Below are 18592 nucleotides of genomic sequence, written 5' to 3'. Positions count from 1 at the left end.
ACTCGCTAAGAGCGAGTGCGCAGAGGAACCTGTCGCAGACTTCCGGACGCCTATTACTGCTTCACAATGACTCCGCAGGCGATCCGCGCCCCGCCCGGCGCATCCTTTGTCGGGGGATCGGGCAGGTATTTGTCTGAAAGCTCGTGTATGACAAATGCGCTTCCGTCTTGATCAAAGAGTGTATTCAGGCCTGGGGCCAGGGTAACTCGGCTGGTGACGGTATAGAGCGATCCCTTTCGATTGTCATCAACGGACAGATTCTGGAGATCGCCGAGGTGATAGGGGTGGTTACCGAGACCTGGATTGACGGATGCATCAGGGTTCACTTGCGGGTCGATGTTGCCGTCGTAATGCCCCTTGGCCGCTGAAAATGGCTCGCAGCTTCCAACTTCATGAACATGGATGCCGTGCAGTCCGGGAGTCAGTTTGCTCTCCGGAGTACCCTGGACTTTTAGCTTGATCCGCACGCGCCCCTGATACTCTTCGTAGAGGTCGGCTTCCCCCGTGATGCCGGGTCCTGCAATCACCGCCTTTGCTCGAAGCTTGGTGTCATGCTTCCCTGTATGGTAGGAAGAACAACCGCTCAACAGAATCCCAATTACCAACCCGATTCCCACGGTCGTTACTGTACTCATATGGCCCTCCGGCGACATTTTCCCTCGGCACATGCTTGCATCAATAGCTCCATAGCGAACGGAGCTTCAACAAGACCATAGTAGCCGTCACGACCAAACTGATTCAATCCTTTTCTCCTGAGCGGCCATGGGAGATCATTGTCCGCACGCCTCACCCTCACACTCGTTCATTCCCCTTCCTCCTTCGCTCCGTCCTCGACGCCCCATCCCTTCCATTCCGCCCATGCCGCCGGCTTCCATCTCGCCTCTCCGGCCTCTCATGCCTGGTCCATGTCTTCCGGCGAACGTGCGCTCATAGTGGATGAGAGCCCAGATCTCGTCATCGGCCAAGACCTGACCGAATCCGATCATAGCCGTGCCGGGAGAGCCGTGTTTAATGACCCAGAAAAGTTCGCCCTCAGTGCGATGCCGCCAGAATCCATGATGCTGGAAATTGCGGGGCAAGGGATTCAGCGTGGCGGCAGCCGGCCCATTGCCGTCTCCATCCGTTCCATGACAGGTAAAGCAGGTGCCCTTGCCGTTGTACACCGCTTTGCCCTGCTCAATCACCTCGGGAGAATTCGAAAACGGGCTCTTGAGGGCGCGAGCTTCAGCCAGCTTATCGACAGGCACTCTCGGCTGCATCATGTGCCGTTCCGCCGCTACGGCGGGAACGGCGAGCGACGCCACTGCAACCAGCAATATGAGCATCTTTGTCCGCATCACCTGACTCCATTTATCTGTTGTGGCAATGTGTCGAACCAAACGCGCGCGGCTGAGCCGGAACCTGCGGGGCCGGCTCTCCTGCCGGACCAGTCACTTATCGGACTGGAAGGGAGTCGACTTCCCCTCCCGCTGCGAACGATCGCACATATCGCAGCACTTGCCAGGCTTCTTCCTCCGTCAAGATGAGCGGCACAAAGGGAGCCATCGCCGTGCCCTTACTGCCGTTCTTCAGAATCCAAAAGAGTTCCCCGTCCGTTCGAGCGGCCTGCCATTCCTTGTCGGTGAAGTTTCGCGGCAAGGGACCCTTCAGAGTGCCCGGCTCGATGTCGCCGCCAAATCCTCTGCCGTCTTTTCCGTGGCAGGTCACACAGAAGGCTTTTCCGTGGAAGAGCCGTTTCCCCTTCTCAATCGTGTCCTCCGTCGCCGGAAGCGGATTCGCCCACGTTCTGGCTTCCTCGATTTGATCCATCGGCACGCGCGGCCTGAGTACGGCTTCATCGGCTCCAAAGACCGGATTCCCCGGTGCGCCGACCGCGGCCACCATGACCATAATCAGGAGATACGGACCCATGGCTAATCCAATCTCTTACGAACGAGTGCAATCGACCGGAACCAGCCCAGTCCATTCACGACCAGGCCGGCCCCTGTTCGACGATCCTACTTGTCCGAATATCCTGGGAACTTGTGTCCGAGCGACTGAGGAAAACTGACGGTGCCGTCCGGGAACTCCTGCCCGTGCTGCCATAGATGATAGATCACGCCGTCTGTCCCTGCTGCGACTTCCGCCACCTTGGCAGCTTGGTCAGCAGGCATATCCAGAACTTGGACTCGCCCGGTCGCGATCTCTACCTTATGATCATGGAAATGCCGGTGCCACTGGATCGCGGGAAGCTTTCGTGTCAGGTCTTTGGCGACAAAATACTCGACGCCGACCAGAGGCGCCTTGGGATCGGTGGATTCGAACAGCAGGCATTGAAGAATTTTGTCGGAAATGCCCTTGCAATAATGATGGAACGGGCCTCCCGGGGTTCCATCCGCCATCATATGAGGCGCCTGGACATGAATCTCATATCCGACGGCCGGACTTGTTGGTTCCCCGCTCACGGCTTTTTGGGTGGCAACCCCACTACACCCGGCGACAGCGATCGCGACAACGGCTAACAGTCTTTTTCTCATCGCACAACCCTCCTGGCTTGAAGATCCCTCGCCTAGCCTATCTAGACCGAGAAATACCTTCATATTCCACTGACTCTTAGAGACAGATCGGATCAAATGGATTCACTTGCTTCGCGAGCACTCCTGGACGCCCGATCTTTGCGGTCTTAGGACTTGCCGGCCGCTTCGCCGTCAGTTGCCTGACGGGCCCTTGTTCGACCTCCAATCAGAACGCCACGCTCCGATCACGGTCGGCGACGGCTTTGATGTAATCCGGCATGCCCTTGATGGAAGCGCCGGGCACCAAATCCCCTCCGCCGATCTGTCTGGCCACGGCACAGGCCCCGCAAACCCAAATCGGCACACCCGCCGCCTGTACCGCGGCGAGCAACTCTTTCAGCGGGGTCAAGTTGACGCCGGTCACATAATCACCCACGCCTTTTCGCCCCAAGGTGACGGCTTCGTTCCACAACCACAGCACCACATCGTGCCCTTGCTCTCTTGCGGTCTTGGCGGCCATGAACGGCAAGGTCGCCATCGTAGGGTCATCGGTTCCTCGACTGCCGGAGATAATGAACGTCGCCATCGTGGGTGCTCCTTCTCTGCGGGACTGTCATCGTTGGAGTGACGCGAACGTTTCCAGTGATGGCGCAAAAAATGTCGCGCCGGTGACGGCCCGGCTGAATTCCATGAGTCGATCGTGCTGCCCGTCGTCCGACGTTCCCATCATGCGCGCCAGAATCAGGTCAAAAATGTCGAGGGACTTTGTGTAGGCGACAAAGTACAGCCCCGCTTCACGGACGGTTCCCCAGGGATAGCTCTGTCTCAAGATTTGCAGTTCCTCTCCATCGCGTTTGATCACCACGCGGCTGACGTGAGCCGTCTCGGGTTTTCGTGACTTCGGCAGCTCGATGCTCTTGCGTTTCGTCCTTCCGATGATCCGTTCCTGCTCTCGGTCATCCAACCGGCGCCACCGATCAAGATCGTGGACATAGCGTTGGACCGCCATATAGCTGCCGCCCGCGAATTGCCGGTCCTCCGTTCCAATCAACGCTGCGGCAGCCCTGTCTGTGCCCTTGGGGTTTTCAGTTCCGTCGATGAAGCCGGTCAGGTCTCGGGAATCGAGATACCGAAATCCGTGCATTTCCTCGCTCACCGTCGCCACCGTCTGCAGACGATGCGCGAGTCTCATGGCAAGCTCGAGATTCAAGTCATGACGCTCGGAAGAGATCTGGATCAGGAGATCTCCCCCGGTCGCAGGCGCTACGCGCCCATCCGTTTGGATCGCACGGAACGACCGGAGTCCGGCAGGGCGGTTCTTCGGGGAGAGCCGGTCCCAGAGGTCGGAGCCGATGCCGAACACGTAGTAGAGTCCGGCTCTTTTCTCACGAGCCGAGAACGCCTTCGCTGTCAGGAGAATATCCTGCATTGCCCTGATCCAGGCTGAAGGTTCGATATCGTGGCCGGTCGTCAGCGTGAGAAAATAGGCATGAAGGCTTGCTGCTGCAAGGACGCCAGGCTGCGGTGTCGGCATCAGCCATCCCTTTCCACTCCGCCGTTCCTCGATCGCGGAGCCGGCTGGACGAGCGGGAACTACAGCGTTACTTCGCCAGGGAACGAATGTAGGTGATCAGCTGCCACACCTGCTCATCCGGCAATCCAGAGAACGCCATCATCCCGGTGCCCGGCGAACCATTCTTGATGATCCAGAACAACTGGCCATCCGAAATCTCTCGCATCATCACTCCGCAGGTAAAATTCCTTGGCGTCGGCACCAAAGCCGCGCCCATCAACCCCTTTCCATCTCCTTGCTCTCCATGACACATGACACAGGCGACGGGATGTGCCGTTTTGAGAAACAGCTCTTTCCCGGCTTGGATTCCACCCGCGGATGAGGGATGCGGATTCGTCTTGGCGAGGAAATCTTCCGGAGCCTTGGCCGTTTTGCGTGGTTGCGCGCAGGTACCGCCTTGTCCTCCTCCCGGCACGGCGGCGACATCCGGCACTCCCTTGAAGGTCACCTTCAAATAAGCGATCACATCCGCCACTCCCTGCCGCCCGATGGTCAACCCCCAGTAAGGCATGTTCGGCGATTTTCCAACGGCCGGTCCGCCATGGTTGATCACGTTATAGAGGTACTCCATCGGCAGCTTTTCGAACGGCATGTTGGCGTGGACAGCCGGTTTCGGCTCAAGGCCCGATGCAGCGGGGCCATCCCCTTTGCCCGTCAAGCCGTGACACTGGGCGCAGTATTCCTTGTACAGCACCTTGCCTCGCCCTGCGTCGGCGCTGCCGAACTCAGGACTTGTCCACGGCTCGTAATACTGGAAGTCGGGCACCCCTTGGACCATCAGATAGCCGATCACGGCGCGCAGCTGAGGCTCCGTCGCATCGGCCAGGAATTCGCCGCTGTGCGGCACGAAATCCTGCGGATTCTGGCCGAAGCGAAACAGCCAGTCCTTGTCGTATCTCTGACCGGACTTCTGCAGAGCCGCACTCTGTGGGCCTCCGATCAAACGGCCGTTCTCTTCGATCGTATGACAGCCCAGGCAGGCATGGGCTTTGTAGGCCACCCCGCCGAAGGCGACGTCGAACTTGGTGACCTTCGATAGGTCAAATGCCCCGATGGTGACTCGCGGATCCTTGTTGTGTTCGGCAAAGTAATCGGCGATTGCGTCAGCCTCGGACTCCGTCACCATTGGGTGCTTGGACGGAACGTCCGTCAGGTCCCAGCGATACCCCTTGGCGTAGATCGGGGCTTCCTTGCCGGTCAGCCAGCGAATGAGCCAGGACCGTTGGTATTTACTGCCTGCCCACATCAAATCAGGAGCTCGGAGATTGAATCGCGAGTCGGCTGTGCCTTCCAACCGGTGACATTGCACACAGGTCTGTTGGATGAGATTCTTGGCGCGAGATGGATCGCCCGCAAAAGACGGATCCTGAAACGATACGAGCCCCACGATCAGCGTCACCGCCATTCCAATCACTTGCTTCCTTCTCGTCAGAGTCATCATGCGCTCCTTCTGTTTACAAGGCTTCACCGGATCCCTCGCGCCTCGATCTGTTCCCCTGTTACGATCCATTGCCTTTCAGAGACGCATGGGGGTTCAATTGGATAGCAATATTCGGCGTGACCGCGATCGATTGGTGAACGGTGCACCCATGGGCCACTTTTAACAGCCGCTCTTTTTGTTCCGAGGTGATTCGATGGGGAAGATGAATGCCGATGTCGATGCGACCGACACGATGTGGTCCCTCGGCCATGGTCCATTCCGCGTCTACACTTAATCCCTCGCGAGGAATGCCGTGCCGTCCGCAGAATTGTCCGACGAAGTACCCGACGCAGCCGGCTAGCGAACCGACGAACAGTTCGACCGGGCTCATACCGGCGTCCTGACCTCCGTCTTCCGCCGGCTGATCAGTGACGACCCGATGCGTTCCACTCGTGACGTCGTAGCGGGTCCCGCCATGAAAAGTCGCCGTGAGTTTCATGTCGCTCCAGACCCTGGAAGGTTCGTCGTTCCCCTTGAACGCAGCATGCTGGGCGTCAATGCATGATCGCCCGATCCTTCGGGCACCGGTCAGTACGGCACATCAACCGGCTTCCCACCTTTCGGCCAATCATGGATCTTGTCGGGAAAGTCCGGCCGAGGTTGCGTATTGATATAGGCTGCGACATCAAAGGCCTCGGCGTCCGTGACCGTCCACCCCCAGCCTCTCGGCATATTCGCTTTGATATAAGAGGCCGCCACGCTGATCCTCGCCATGCCCGCCCCGATGTTGTACGAACGCGGTCCCCACACGGGTGGCGCCGTCATCGTCCCCTGTCCATCGGAGCCATGGCAGAAGACACACTTCTGCTCGAACACCTTCTTGCCGTTGAGAGAATCAGGCTGATGAGTCGATGTGATGCGCGGGATTCCGCGCCAGGGCACCGCACTGCCGGGTGGTAGGTTCTGAGAGAGCCATTCGATGTACGCGACAATAGCCGTCAATTTCACACTGTCGGGAGGAAGAGGCTTGCCGTTCATGCTCCGTTCGAAACACTCGTTAACCCGTTCCGCGAGGGTCATCTGCCGTCCGGCACGCTCACGATACTGCGGATAGAGGGCGCTGATGCCGACGAATGACGCAGAATTCGGGTTGAGTCCGGCATCCAAATGACAATTCGTGCAGTTGAGCGCATTCCCGACATAACGCTTCCCGTACTCCTGTGTATCGACCACCATTTTGTAACCCAACCGAATTTGCTCTCCCCTCAGGTCACCTGGAATGGTTTCAGGAGAAGGTGGGGCGAACAATGCGTGCATCGGCAACTCGGAATTGCGAGGAACGGCCGGCTCATCGCCCCCCGTCACTCGTGGGGTCGGGGTACAACTGATCACCATCCACAAGGCAATCGACAGCGCGACGCCCGCGATCGTCTCCCTATTCATGAACGAACCTCACCTTTTTCGTGTTGGGTGTTGGAGAGGACGCCTCCTCTGTCCAACTCTTTCTTGCTGGCATATCGTATGAGGCGGTTCCCGGCCATTGGATTCGTCTTTTATGGCTGTCCACTTTGCTCGGCTCCCAAGATGCGCACATAGGCCAAGACATCCCAGATTTCTTCGTCGGAGAGAGAGTATTTCCATGCACCCATGGCGGTGTTCGGTTTGCCTTCATGGATGCGCCGGAACAAGGTACCGTCGAGCCGGGTTTGAATAGCCGGCGAGGTGAGGTCCGCCGGAGGTGGGATGAGTTGGACACCCGGCGCTCCTTTGCCCTCGATACCATGGCAACGGATACACGTGTTCACGTAGATCTCCCGCCCACTGACTGGATCGCCCCCCTTCGCTATGATAGCCAGCTCTTTCACTCCGGCATTGCTGAACCCCAGACCGATCGCGCCGGCCAGCAGAGCGCAAAATACCATCATTCGTCCGGTGATAAGCATCCTTGTCCTTTCAAAGCAAAGCTCTGCGATCACTGTGCCATCTCCCTCACGCGCTACATCATAGCTTTCTCTTTATTTATTGCCTACTTATCATGATTTGTTATGATGATGCGGAAAAATTGGAGCAAAAATGACGACAAACACCCCAGAGCATCTTGGCCTACTGACGCAGGATGCCTCAGCCATCAATCGCTGGTTGTGGGAATGTCAGAAATTCTTTCAACTTATGTTTAAACGCACTACGCTATGCATCTGGTGGACTGATAACAAGCAGTAGAAAATTCTCCTGATCAACATCTCATAGATGTCAAAATCTGTCCCTCCGTCCGTCAACAATCTCGCTGATCTCTTTGAGTTTCGTTGCCGGAGCAACCAGAATGCGCTTGCCTATGCCGTTGTTCGCGGCAACCTTGAGCTCGCAGATCAACTGACCTATAGCCAGCTTGAACGCGCGGTGCGTTCGCTTGCCGATCGGCTTGCACGTGAGGTTCCACCGGGAACACGAGCCCTTCTTCTCTATCCACAGGGGATCGAGGTCATCTGCGCGTTTTGGGCGAGCGTGTGTGCCGGTCTCGTTCCGGTTCCTGTTCCGGCTCCCGATCTTGTCAGGCGGAAGCAGAGTCTGCCAAGACTTCGCGCTATTATCGACGATGCCGAAGTATCGCTGGTGCTTACCACTTCAGATATCGAGACTCTGTCTTCGGAATTCTCACTTGCCGAGGAAGTCGGGCAGTTTAAGTGGATGGCGACGGATCAACCCTACGGTCCTGCCGATCCGGTTGAATTGCCACGACCTACACGCAGTGCCCTTGCTTATCTGCAATATACCTCGGGGTCGACGGCCGCTCCTCGCGGCGTCATGGTCGATCATGGCAATGTGCTCGCTCATTGCCGGGCCTTGAGCGTGGCCGGCGCCGTGTCGGACAACAGCCGGTCGCTCTGCTGGTTGCCCTACTTCCATGACTATGGACTGCTGCATGGAATCATCGCTCCATTCTATGCCGGTATTCCCGCCTACCTGATGTCACCCATCACGTTTCTGCGGCGGCCTCTGCGTTGGCTTGAAGCGATCTCCCGATTTGCCATTACCCATAGCGGCGGACCGAACTTCTCCTATGAGGCGTGTCTCAGGGCTGTACGGCAACAAGGCAAATGGGAAGCTGATTTGAGTACATGGATGGTCGCAAGTTGCGGCGCGGAGCCCATCCATGCCGATACGGTTGAGCGGTTTATCAATACCTTCGGTCCGCATGGCTTTCGGCGGACAGCGTTTGCGCCGGCATATGGGCTCGCTGAAGCCACATTGCTGGTGACCATGAAGCGGGTTGGTGCGGAACCGACATTCTTGAAGGTAGAGGCGGAGGCATTGACGGAGTCGATCGTCAAAGTGTCCTCCGCGCCGGACAAAGCCATTCGAACGCTGGTCGGGTGCGGAGAACCCCTCGAAGAGACTCGCATCAAGATTGTGCATCCCACGACTCACAAGGAGTGCCGGCCTGGTGACATTGGAGAGGTCTGGATCGCGGGTGCCGGGATCGCCGCCGGTTACTGGGAGAAACAGGAAGAAACGAACGTCACATTCAAAGCAACCGTGGCCGGATCAGGCGATGATCCCTATTTGCGGACCGGTGATCTTGGATTCCTCCACCGCGAAGAGCTGTTCCTGACCGGGCGCCTCAAAGACCTGATCATCGTGCGGGGACGCAACTATTACCCTCATGACTTGGAGTGGACCGCCGGGCACGCTCACCCGGGCTTGCGGCAAGGATGCGGGGCGGCCTTCTCGATCGAGGGCGAGACCGGAGAGTGCGTCGTACTGGTCCATGAGATTGAGAAGCAGCCGCCCGAATCGGATATCACCGAAGTGGTCAGCTGTATCCGCCGCGCATTGGCTGACGAGTATGAGCTGGAAATTCACAGTGTCGTGCTGATCAAGGCTGGAACGATCCCAAGGACTTCCAGCGGAAAACTTCAGCGGCATGCCTGCAAAGCCGCTTTTGAAGCCGGTCAGCTCACCGTGGTCGCAGCGAGTACGCTGAACACAACGATCGAAGCTCAGAACGGTGAGTCACCGGGCGGAATTCCCGAAACGACGGTCGAGAAACGGCTGGCGGAGATCTGGCAGGAGGTGCTCGGAGGGCCTCCGCCGGGTCGTCAGGCAAATTTTTTCGCCCTCGGAGGCAATTCTCTCCTGGCCGCGCAGATTGTGGAGCGAATCGTCGATGTGTTTCATGCCCAACTCCCTCTTAGTGTTGTGTTTGAATGTCCGACATTTTCCGATCTCGCCGCTCGTATCGCTGAAATGAGTGCCGGTCGGAACCAGACGCCTACGGTCATAGAGGGAGTTGGAGACGCGGATGACGGCGACCGCATGCAGGCTCCTCTCACGTCGCTGTTACCGGGCTCAACAAGAGGAGGCCGGATACCACTCAGCTCCTCGCAGCAGCGACTTTGGTTTTTGGAACAGGTCCACCCGGAAAGTGCCATTAATCATATTTCCATGCGTGTGCGCATACGAGGACCCGTCGGACCCCAAGTGTTGGAGGGGTCGGTGCAGGAGATCATCCGCCGACATGAAATTCTTCGAACTCGGTTCGGATCGGAAAGAGGAGAGGGATACGCGAAAGTATGCTCCGATATGAAGTTCACGATAGGACGACATGATTTCCAATCCCTGAGCCAGACTGAGCAAGAAATCGAAGTCCGGCAGTTCTTACGAACGGAAGCCGGCCGACCCTTTGATCTTAGACGAGGACCGTTGTTCAGGGTTGCGCTGCTGGCACTTGAGCGGGATGTGCATGTCTTGGCGCTGACTTTCCACCGCCTCGTCGCAGACGGCTGGTCTCTTCGTATTTTTTGTAAGGAACTGGCCCTTCTCTGGGAAGCCGGAGGCGACGCTCGAGGGGCTGGACTGTCCAAGTCTACCGTTCAGTTCACAGATTTTGCCGATTGGCAGCGAAACAGGCTTGATCAAGGCCTTCGTGGAGTGCATCGCGAGTATTGGACCCGGCAGTTGAGCGGCGTCCGGCCACCTGCTGAATTGCCTGCCGACCGTCCACGGCCGAAAGTAAGGACGTTTGAGGGAGCCGTGCGGTCACGGCCGCTTTCTCCAGGACTTGCAGACGCCTTGGATCTCTTCTGTCAACACCAGACTGTGACCAGATTCATGGTGCTGTATGCCGTCTTTGTGACGTGGCTACATCGCTACACGCAGGAGTCCGACGTCGTGATTGGATCGGTGGTGGCCGACAGGCGTCGTAGAGAACTCGAAGATATGATGGGATATTGCGTCAATACGGTGGCGCTTCGGGCTCAGCTTTCCGGCGGACTGACAGGACAGGGTCTGTTGAAACACATACGCCGGGTGGTGGCAGATGCCTATGATCATCAGGAACTTCCGTTTGAAGAGGTGATCGAGACGCTGTCATTACAACGCGAGCGACAGCTTTCTCCGCTTTTCAACGTGATGATTGTCTGCGAAGACGACCCCCTGTCGACGTTCAAAGTCAGAGATATTGAGGCCGCCCACCTCCCCTGGGAACCGACCGCGTCGGAGTTTGATCTCGTGCTGATGGTGGTCAACAAGGTGCGCGGCGTGGAGTTGGCGTTTCTTTACGACCGTGCGATCTTTGATGAGTCGACGATCGATCGCATGCTGGGACAGATCCAGACACTTCTTGAGGAATTCATCAACAAACCTGAGGCCCGTCTTGATGATCTCTCATTGCTGACGGCTGAAGAGCATCGCCGGATGCTCCTCCAATGGACCCGGCCGACAACTCCTGTTCCGTGTTCTGCCGGTATCCATGCGCTCATCGAAGCACAAGTCGAGCGAACTCCTCATGCACCAGCGGTCACGTGCGGGGACCAGTCCATCAGCTATCAAGAGTTGAACCGCCGAGCGAATCGAGTTGCCCGTGCCTTACAGAGGTTGGGGGTCCGTGCCGACCTTCCAGTGGGTCTCTGTGTCGAGCGTTCGGTAGACTGTCTTGTGGGTCTCCTTGGTATTCTCAAAGCAGGGGGAGGCTATGTTCCCCTGGATCCATCCTTTCCCGGTCACCGTCTCCAGCTCATGCTGGAGGATGCAAAGATTTCCATCGTCGTGACTCAGGGACATCTTCGTAGCCATTTACAAGGTTATACCGGCCACATCTGTGACCTGGAGACCATCGGCCAATCAGCAGTACGTGGAGAGGACGAAAATCTCGCTGTTTCAATTTCCCCAGATCAACTCGCGTATATCATGTACACCTCGGGATCGACCGGGCAGCCGAAAGGCGTGGCGGTAACACACCGCAATCTGGTGACTTCTCTTTATGCCAGACTTCTTTATTATCGGGAACAGGTATCCCGGTTCTTGCTGACGTTCTCCCTGGCCTTTGATGGGTCCGTGACCGGTATCTTTTGGACACTGATGGAGGGAGGGGAGTTAATCATTCCTTCGGAGACTGCCCATCGCAGTCCAACAGAGCTTGCCACGCTTATTGCGCATCACCGCATCTCGCATGTTGTGTGGGTGCCTTCCTTGTACCAGGCCGTGCTCGGTGAGGCCGTCAATGCCCAGTTGGAATCTCTTCGTATCGTCATTACCGCCGGCGAGAGCCTTCCCCTTGAACTCGTGAGAAAGCACTACCAACTCCTGCCTCGTACGATGCTCTTCAACGAATTTGGACCGACGGAAGCGACCGTCTGGTGCAGCGTGTATCAAACGACACGCGAGGAGGCAGGAGCCCGAGTGCCGATCGGAAAATCGATCGAGACGATGCAACTCTATGTCTTGGACGCAGGCCTGCAGCCGGTTCCCGTTGGGATGCCGGGTGAGCTCTACGTCTCGGGAGATGGTCTGGCCCGTGGGTATGTGAACCAACCTCAGTTGACCCAAGAGCGGTTTCTCCAAAATCCTCACGCGGCCGGCTCCCGCCTGTACCGGACCGGCGACATGGCTCGATATCGCGAGGACGGGAATGTGGAGTTTCTTGGACGGATCGATCAGCAGGTCAAGCTGCGTGGCTATCGAATTGAACTGGGCGAAGTCGAATATGCACTGAGCAACTTCCCGGGCGTCTATCAGACAGCGGTACTCCTCCGACAAGATAAACCGGACCAGCACCGGTTGGTCGCCTATGTCACCGGCCTGCCGTCGCTCAAAGAACGCCTCGAACAGATTCGGAGTTATCTTGTCACGCGATTACCACACTATATGGTGCCTTCCGTCATGCTGTGGGTGGAAGCCATGCCGCTCACGGCGACAGGAAAAGTGAATCGCAACGCGCTCCCCGCCCCTGAAGACACAGCCGGTCAAGCCTCAGCCAGGGTCGCTCCGAGAAATCAGGTCGAAGAATCATTGACTGAGCTGTGGAAATCGGTTCTTGCGGTACCGGAAGCCGGCATCCAAGACAATTTTTTCGAGCGAGGAGGCCACTCACTGTTGGCGACCCAGCTCGTTTCCCGCATACGCGAGGTCTTTGAGATCGACATCCCACTCCCGATGCTTTTTGAGCGACCCACTATCGAAGCCTTGGCCGAAACCGTGACGCATTTACGCGCTCAGGAACAGAACGTTTCCGTGCTTCCTCCGATCATTCAGGTTCCCAGAGATCGGCCACTCCCCCTTTCCTATTCTCAACAACGGATGTGGCTGATGTATCGGTTGGCCCCTGAGAGCACGGCCTATAACATGCCCTTTGCGTCGCGGCAGATGGGACGGCTCAACAAGTCGGCCCTCCGGAGTACGATCGATACCATATGTAGACGTCATGAGGCTTTCCGAACGACGTTCGCAATGACGGGTGAGGGACCGGTCCAGATCATCAGCTCCTTTCAATCCCCTCACTGGACCGAAGTCGATCTGACGCAGTTCCCCCCCGAAGAGCGACAGCGAGCGGCGGCTCGACTGGTGGAACAGGAAGCAGCCCGGCCGTTCGATCTCGAAAAGGGCCCGCTGGCGAGATTCCTATTGATTGAGATCGAGCCAGAGGATCATGTGTTGGTGCTCACGATGCATCATATTATCGGTGATCAGTGGTCGTTCGGAATCATCGGGCATGAGTTTGCATCGTTCTACAACGCGTATTGCCGCGGGGAGATTCCCTCTGCGAAATCGATCCCTCTTCAGTATGCCGACTATGCGGTGTGGCAGAGGCGCTGTCTCACCGACGATTGGCTCAGCGCCCAATCGAATTACTGGCAGAAGAAGCTGGCAGGTCTTTCCAAGCTTTCGTTGCCGACCGATCACCCACGCCCCATGGTTCAAACCTTCAACGGCTCGCATGGCATGCTGGAGCTGCCCGCATCGTTGATCGATCGACTGAAACAATTCAGCGCCGAACACAATGCAACGGTATTCATGACCCTGTTGGCCTGCTTCCAGATTCTCTTGAGTCGCTATTCCGGGCAGCACGATGTCGCGGTGGGCTCCCCCGTTGCCAACCGGACTCAATCTGCGGTCGAATCAATCATCGGTTCGTTCGTCAATACACTGGTGTTACGTACAGACCTTTCCGGCGATCCGACGTTCGTTGAGCTGGTCGCACGGGTCCGTGATACGGCGTTGGGCGCCTATGCCAACCAGGATTTTCCGTTCGATAAATTGGTCGAGACGATGCACTCCGCCCGTGACCATAGCTCCGCCCCGCTGGTGCAAGTCCTTTTCAATTTGCCTAATGCTCCTATCGGAGAGATCAACGTCCATGGCTTGAGTTGGGTGCCGTTCGAGGTGGAAACGCAAGCCGCACAATTTGACTTGAGCTTGACGATCGAAACTGAGATCTCCCGCAAAGCTTACTTGACCTTCAATACCGACCTCTTCCAGCCGCAGACAGCCGAGCGCATGTTGGGACAGTATAAGATCCTGCTCGATGGCGCATTGGTCAATCCCAACGCGAGGCTCTCTGAGCTCCCGACACTCACAGCGCCCGAGCGCAAGCAGATGTTGCAGGACTGGAATTCCACACAACAGGACTATCCGCAATCCGAATGTTTTCCTCAGCTGTTCGAGTCCCAGGTCGAGAGGACGCCTGAAAACGTTGCCTTGTCGATGGGACGAAAGGCGCTGCGGTACGGCGAGCTCAATGCCCGGGCGAATCAGCTGGCGCGGTATCTCCAAACGCTGGGCATTCGACCCGGTGTAACGGTAGGCATCGGCCTTGAGCGATCGTTGGAGATGGTGATCGCGTTGATGGCGGTGCTTAAAACCGGTGGCGTCTACGTCCCTCTCGACCCTGAGTATCCACGGGATCGGCTCCGATTTATGACCGAGGATGCATCAGTCGTGGTACTGCTCACATCAGAACCGCTATCCGATCGGTTTGATGCTGGAACCTGTCGCGTGCTGTGTCTTGATCGAGAGTGGGAACGGATCGCACAGGAGGGTGATGATAATCTTCCGCCGATCGCAACGCCTCAAGACCTCGCGTACATCCTGTACACATCAGGTTCGACGGGACAGCCCAAAGGGGTGGAAATTCCCCACCAGGCGCTGGTGAATTTCTTGTGCTCGATACGGCAAGAGCCGGGATGTTCAGCGCAGGATATCCTGCTCTCCGTCACGACACTATCCTTCGATATCGCCGGGCTGGAATTGTACGTCCCGTTGCTGGTCGGCGCCCGTGTCGAGATCGCCGGTCGAGCGGCTACGATGGACGGGCGGCGATTACGGTCCCTCTGTGAAACCGTCCAGCCGACGATCATGCAAGCGACCCCTGCAACATGGCGGATGTTGATCGAGGCGGGATGGCTGGGCAGTCATAACCTGACGGTACTTTGCGGAGGGGAAGCTCTTCCTCCGGATCTCGCGACGTCGTTGCTGGATCGCAGCGTCGCCCTGTGGAATATGTATGGTCCGACGGAAACCACCATTTGGTCTACGATCGAGAAGATCGAACGCACTGATCTAGAGATTACCATCGGACGGCCGATTGCCAACACAGACGTGTATATCGTGGATCAATTCCTCCAGCCGGTTCCGGTGGGAGTTGCCGGGGAGCTCTATATCGGAGGCCATGGATTAGCCCGAGGGTACCGTGGACGGCCCGAGTTAACAAAGGACCGGTTCATCCCTCACCCATTTTCCCTCGATCCCCTCGCGAAGGTGTATCGAACGGGAGACTTGGCTCGTTATCGATCGGATGGACGCATCGTCCATCTGGGACGATTAGATCATCAGGTCAAGATCAGAGGGTACAGAATCGAATTGGGCGACATCGAGTCCGCGTTGAGCCGCCATCCTGCGGTCCGGCAGGCGGTGGTCACCGCGCGCGAAGATCGGCACGGCATGAAGCAGTTGGTCGCCTATGTGGTCTGCCAGAAGGAGCCTGCCGCAAGCCAACCAGAACTTCGCTCATTTCTGCGGGCGGAGATTCCGGATTATATGGTCCCTTCGCTCTTCGTCTTTCTGGAGGCACTGCCCCTCACTGCCAATAACAAAGTGGACAGGAAAGCACTCCCATCACCAGCCTCCACTCTCTCAAGCGTTCCTGTCTATGTTGAGCCTCGCGATCGAATGGATGTCCAAATGGCGGCCTTGTGGCAACAGGTGTTTGGGCTCGACAAGGTCGGGGTTCATGACAACTTCTTCGATCTCGGCGGTCACTCACTCAAAGCCGCCCAGCTATTCCATCTCATTGAACAGGTCTACGGGCGACATCTTCCTCTTGCCACTCTGTTTCAGGCACCGACCATTGCCGAGCTCACCGCTGTTCTTACACAGGAACGATGGGTACCACCATGGCACTCACTGATCGCCATGCAGCCCAATGGGTCGACCGTCCCTGTGTTCTTGGTACCGGGAGTAGGAGGCGATGTGTTGTGGTTCGCTCCGTTGGCAAGGCTACTGGGCCAGGCTCACCCGGTGTACGGCTTACAAGCGCGAGGATTCGATGGAAAAGCGGAGCCATTTGACTCTGTACACGAGATGGCGAAGCATTACATCGGTGAAATCCGTACGCGCCTTCCCGAAGGACCATACGTGATCGTTGGCGCCTGTACCGGTGGACTGGTCGCCTATGAAATGGCCCAGCAATTGGTCGGGCAGAATGCAGCGGTCAGCCTGGTTATCATCAATAGCTGGCATCCGAGTTCGTACCGTTCACATCACACGGATCTCCCAATCGGAGTTGCTCTGCCGATGGGTATTCTCTCCATGACCTTGAACACGCTTGGCGAACTGCGACGTAGCCCTCCCAGAGACTGGCTGCCGGTCATACAACGCAAGTGCGGGAAGGCCCTGTCCTTTTTCCAACAACCGGCTGAAACTGAACTGAGACAACGTCAGATCAAACGCATTGAACAAGCGATGTTTCGCGCCGCGGCTCACTATACAATACGAGCATTTCCCGGACGAATGCTCAACATCGTGGCTTCGCAACGGATTGTGGCACACGATACTCGATATGCGTGGAGGGAGCTGGCAGGCGGTGAATGTCAGAACATAGAGATTGCGGCTCGTCGGACGGCAGACCTTCTGACATCACCACATGTCGAAGAGGTTGCCTCGCACATTCGGCGCTATGTCGCCGAAAATCGTCCATACACACCCGTCCGACCGAATAGAGCTGCATGACTTGCACCACTTCGATTTACCGACCACCGCAGTAATATCCCAAGTCAGGATGACAATGTGCTGATTTCATTTCAGTCAATCGAGCGCCTAGCCGCGACAAGACGCCAGGAACACATCCGGCTTGCGCCGAAGGCTGTGCATCTGTGGGGTATTGAGCTCAACGGGTCGTCAGAGTGCCTCGCGAGATGCGCACAATGGTTGGACGATGTCGAGCGAGGTCGAGCCGCTCGCCTGGTTCGAGAGGAGGACCGGCAGCACTACGTGCTGGCTCATGGTGGCCTGAGAGCGGTGTTGAGCTGGTACCTTGGGGTCTCCCCGGATGTCGTGACGCTGGATCGGAGCGCGGCAGGCAAGCCCTTTGTGATATTGCAATTGGGAGATCGGTCCGTGATCACGTTCAATATGTCCCATGCCCATGGCCGTGCGCTTATTGCGGTTTCAAACGCGCAAGAGGTCGGAGTCGATCTCGAATTCATTCGGTTGGATGTCGAGGTGGAGAAACTATCCCGGCGTTATTTTGCAGACACTGAACATACGGCGATCATGCGGTTGCCCCAGGAACAGCGTGCGCCTAGGTTCTTTCGCTACTGGGTTGCGAAAGAAGCGGCGCTCAAGGCTCAAGGCATCGGGCTCCAAGGACTGACCGAGTGCGAGATTGTCCTCGGAACGGATGAGGCCGACGCGGAAGTTGGAGTCCGATTGGGCTCTCCGGGTCAACATGAAGTGAGGGTTCGCTTTCTTTCTGGCGGAACTGGATGGCATGCGGCCGTGGCCGCCCAAGAATTAGACAGGATACAGCAGTGGACCTAGAGCAATAGGAAAGACCCCCCTAGCCGCTGGGTGAAGGATTCGAGACCTCGCAAACGCTCTCACTAACGACCACATTCCGTCGAGTGCTGCACGCATTGTCCAAGCCATGTGCCGACCTGATCGAGTAAGGCGGCGACCGCTCGGTTGGCAGCCAGCACGCCTCCATAGGCGTTCTCGCTCGGAGCATTCTCCACCGCTTCAAAAGCCCGTGTGCTCACGATTTCGGATTCTTTGAGATCGATCAATTGTGTGCGGATCGACACCCTGACTCGGCTTGGTTGCTGGAAAAACTCCTGTTGCAGAGAGAATCCATAGGTATCCAGGCGATAGTCTCCGCGGATCGAATTGGGCAGCGGAATCACGGAATGCCACACCCCACTCCGGCTCAGCACTTCAACCATCAACGGCGTGAGCATGCGCACCGGTGTATCGGCCCATTGATTCACGGCATAGAAGTCCAGTTCGTACGGGCGTTTGACGTACACCATGCGTTGCGTTTCAAATCCGGGCTCCGGTTGGGGCGGATTCACGAGCAACACCGGGCCGTTGCTCCCGTCAGGCCGGCCCGCGCTGTGCCAGCCATCAAGGCTCAACTGATACGTACGAATGTCCTGGGAATCCTTGCCGAGCGATAGACAGCCGGCTGCCGTCGCGAGCAACAAGGCGCAAGCCGCCGGCTGTACCAGCTGAAACTTCATCTACAGCCTTTCCCGTCATTCGTGAAGCGTATCTCGTATCGCGAAAACAAAGATGAAATATGCTCCCGTCGCATCCTGCGCTTCACGAGATACG

The 18592-nt window shown here is 57.2% G+C and carries 13 protein-coding genes; 2 read left to right on the top strand and 11 right to left on the bottom strand.

Going from position 1 to position 18592, the window contains the following annotated elements:
• Nucleotides 1-53 precede the first annotated feature (53 nt).
• The 10 genes from H8K04_00645 to H8K04_00600 all read right to left on the bottom strand — a co-directional run bounded on the left by H8K04_00645 (nt 54) and on the right by H8K04_00600 (nt 7431).
• Nucleotides 54-635: a superoxide dismutase family protein gene (locus tag H8K04_00645; GenBank protein UVT16109.1), complete on the bottom strand. Its 582-nt coding sequence runs from the start codon at nt 633-635 to the stop codon at nt 54-56.
• Nucleotides 636-770: 135 nt separating this feature from the next.
• Nucleotides 771-1337 carry a c-type cytochrome gene (locus H8K04_00640; GenBank protein ID UVT16108.1) on the bottom strand — a complete coding sequence of 189 codons (567 nt, stop codon included), beginning with the start codon at nt 1335-1337 and terminating at the stop codon, nt 771-773.
• A 97-nt stretch (nt 1338-1434) separates the two neighbouring features.
• Nucleotides 1435-1890, bottom strand: a complete 456-nt coding sequence (locus H8K04_00635; GenBank protein ID UVT17818.1) for a cytochrome c — start codon at nt 1888-1890, stop codon at nt 1435-1437.
• A 107-nt stretch (nt 1891-1997) separates the two neighbouring features.
• On the bottom strand, nt 1998-2516 hold the full coding sequence (locus H8K04_00630; protein UVT16107.1) for a DUF1264 domain-containing protein: 519 nt from the start codon (nt 2514-2516) through the stop codon (nt 1998-2000).
• A gap of 205 nt (nt 2517-2721) precedes the next feature.
• On the bottom strand, nt 2722-3081 hold the full coding sequence (locus H8K04_00625; GenBank protein UVT16106.1) for a DsrE family protein: 360 nt from the start codon (nt 3079-3081) through the stop codon (nt 2722-2724).
• A gap of 27 nt (nt 3082-3108) precedes the next feature.
• Nucleotides 3109-4029, bottom strand: a complete 921-nt coding sequence (locus tag H8K04_00620; GenBank protein UVT16105.1) for a Dyp-type peroxidase — start codon at nt 4027-4029, stop codon at nt 3109-3111.
• A gap of 67 nt (nt 4030-4096) precedes the next feature.
• Nucleotides 4097-5509 (bottom strand): c-type cytochrome, encoded by a 1413-nt coding sequence (locus H8K04_00615; protein UVT16104.1) that lies wholly within the window; start codon nt 5507-5509, stop codon nt 4097-4099.
• A 58-nt stretch (nt 5510-5567) separates the two neighbouring features.
• Nucleotides 5568-5987, bottom strand: coding sequence for an OsmC family protein (locus H8K04_00610; GenBank protein ID UVT16103.1), 420 nt, complete (start codon nt 5985-5987; stop codon nt 5568-5570).
• Between the two features lie 89 nt (nt 5988-6076).
• Complete coding sequence (locus tag H8K04_00605) at nt 6077-6931, bottom strand: c-type cytochrome (GenBank protein UVT16102.1); 855 nt, start codon at nt 6929-6931, stop codon at nt 6077-6079.
• Between the two features lie 110 nt (nt 6932-7041).
• Nucleotides 7042-7431 carry a cytochrome c gene (locus H8K04_00600; protein ID UVT16101.1) on the bottom strand — a complete coding sequence of 130 codons (390 nt, stop codon included), beginning with the start codon at nt 7429-7431 and terminating at the stop codon, nt 7042-7044.
• Nucleotides 7432-7735: 304 nt separating this feature from the next.
• On the opposite strand from H8K04_00600, the gene H8K04_00595 reads away from it, so the two are divergent.
• Complete coding sequence (locus H8K04_00595; protein ID UVT16100.1) at nt 7736-16990, top strand: amino acid adenylation domain-containing protein; 9255 nt, start codon at nt 7736-7738, stop codon at nt 16988-16990.
• Between the two features lie 57 nt (nt 16991-17047).
• Entirely contained in the window at nt 17048-17800 is a 753-nt protein-coding gene (locus H8K04_00590; GenBank protein UVT16099.1) for a 4'-phosphopantetheinyl transferase superfamily protein, read from the top strand.
• A gap of 62 nt (nt 17801-17862) precedes the next feature.
• On the opposite strand, the gene H8K04_00585 is transcribed toward H8K04_00590, so the two are convergent.
• Nucleotides 17863-18498 carry a membrane integrity-associated transporter subunit PqiC gene (locus H8K04_00585; protein UVT16098.1) on the bottom strand — a complete coding sequence of 212 codons (636 nt, stop codon included), beginning with the start codon at nt 18496-18498 and terminating at the stop codon, nt 17863-17865.
• Between the last annotated feature and the right edge of the window lie 94 nt (nt 18499-18592).

The organism is Nitrospira sp. (assembly GCA_024760525.1).
Taxonomy (GTDB): Bacteria; Nitrospirota; Nitrospiria; order Nitrospirales; family Nitrospiraceae; genus Nitrospira_D.
This window is presented reverse-complemented; position numbering and strand designations above follow the sequence as displayed.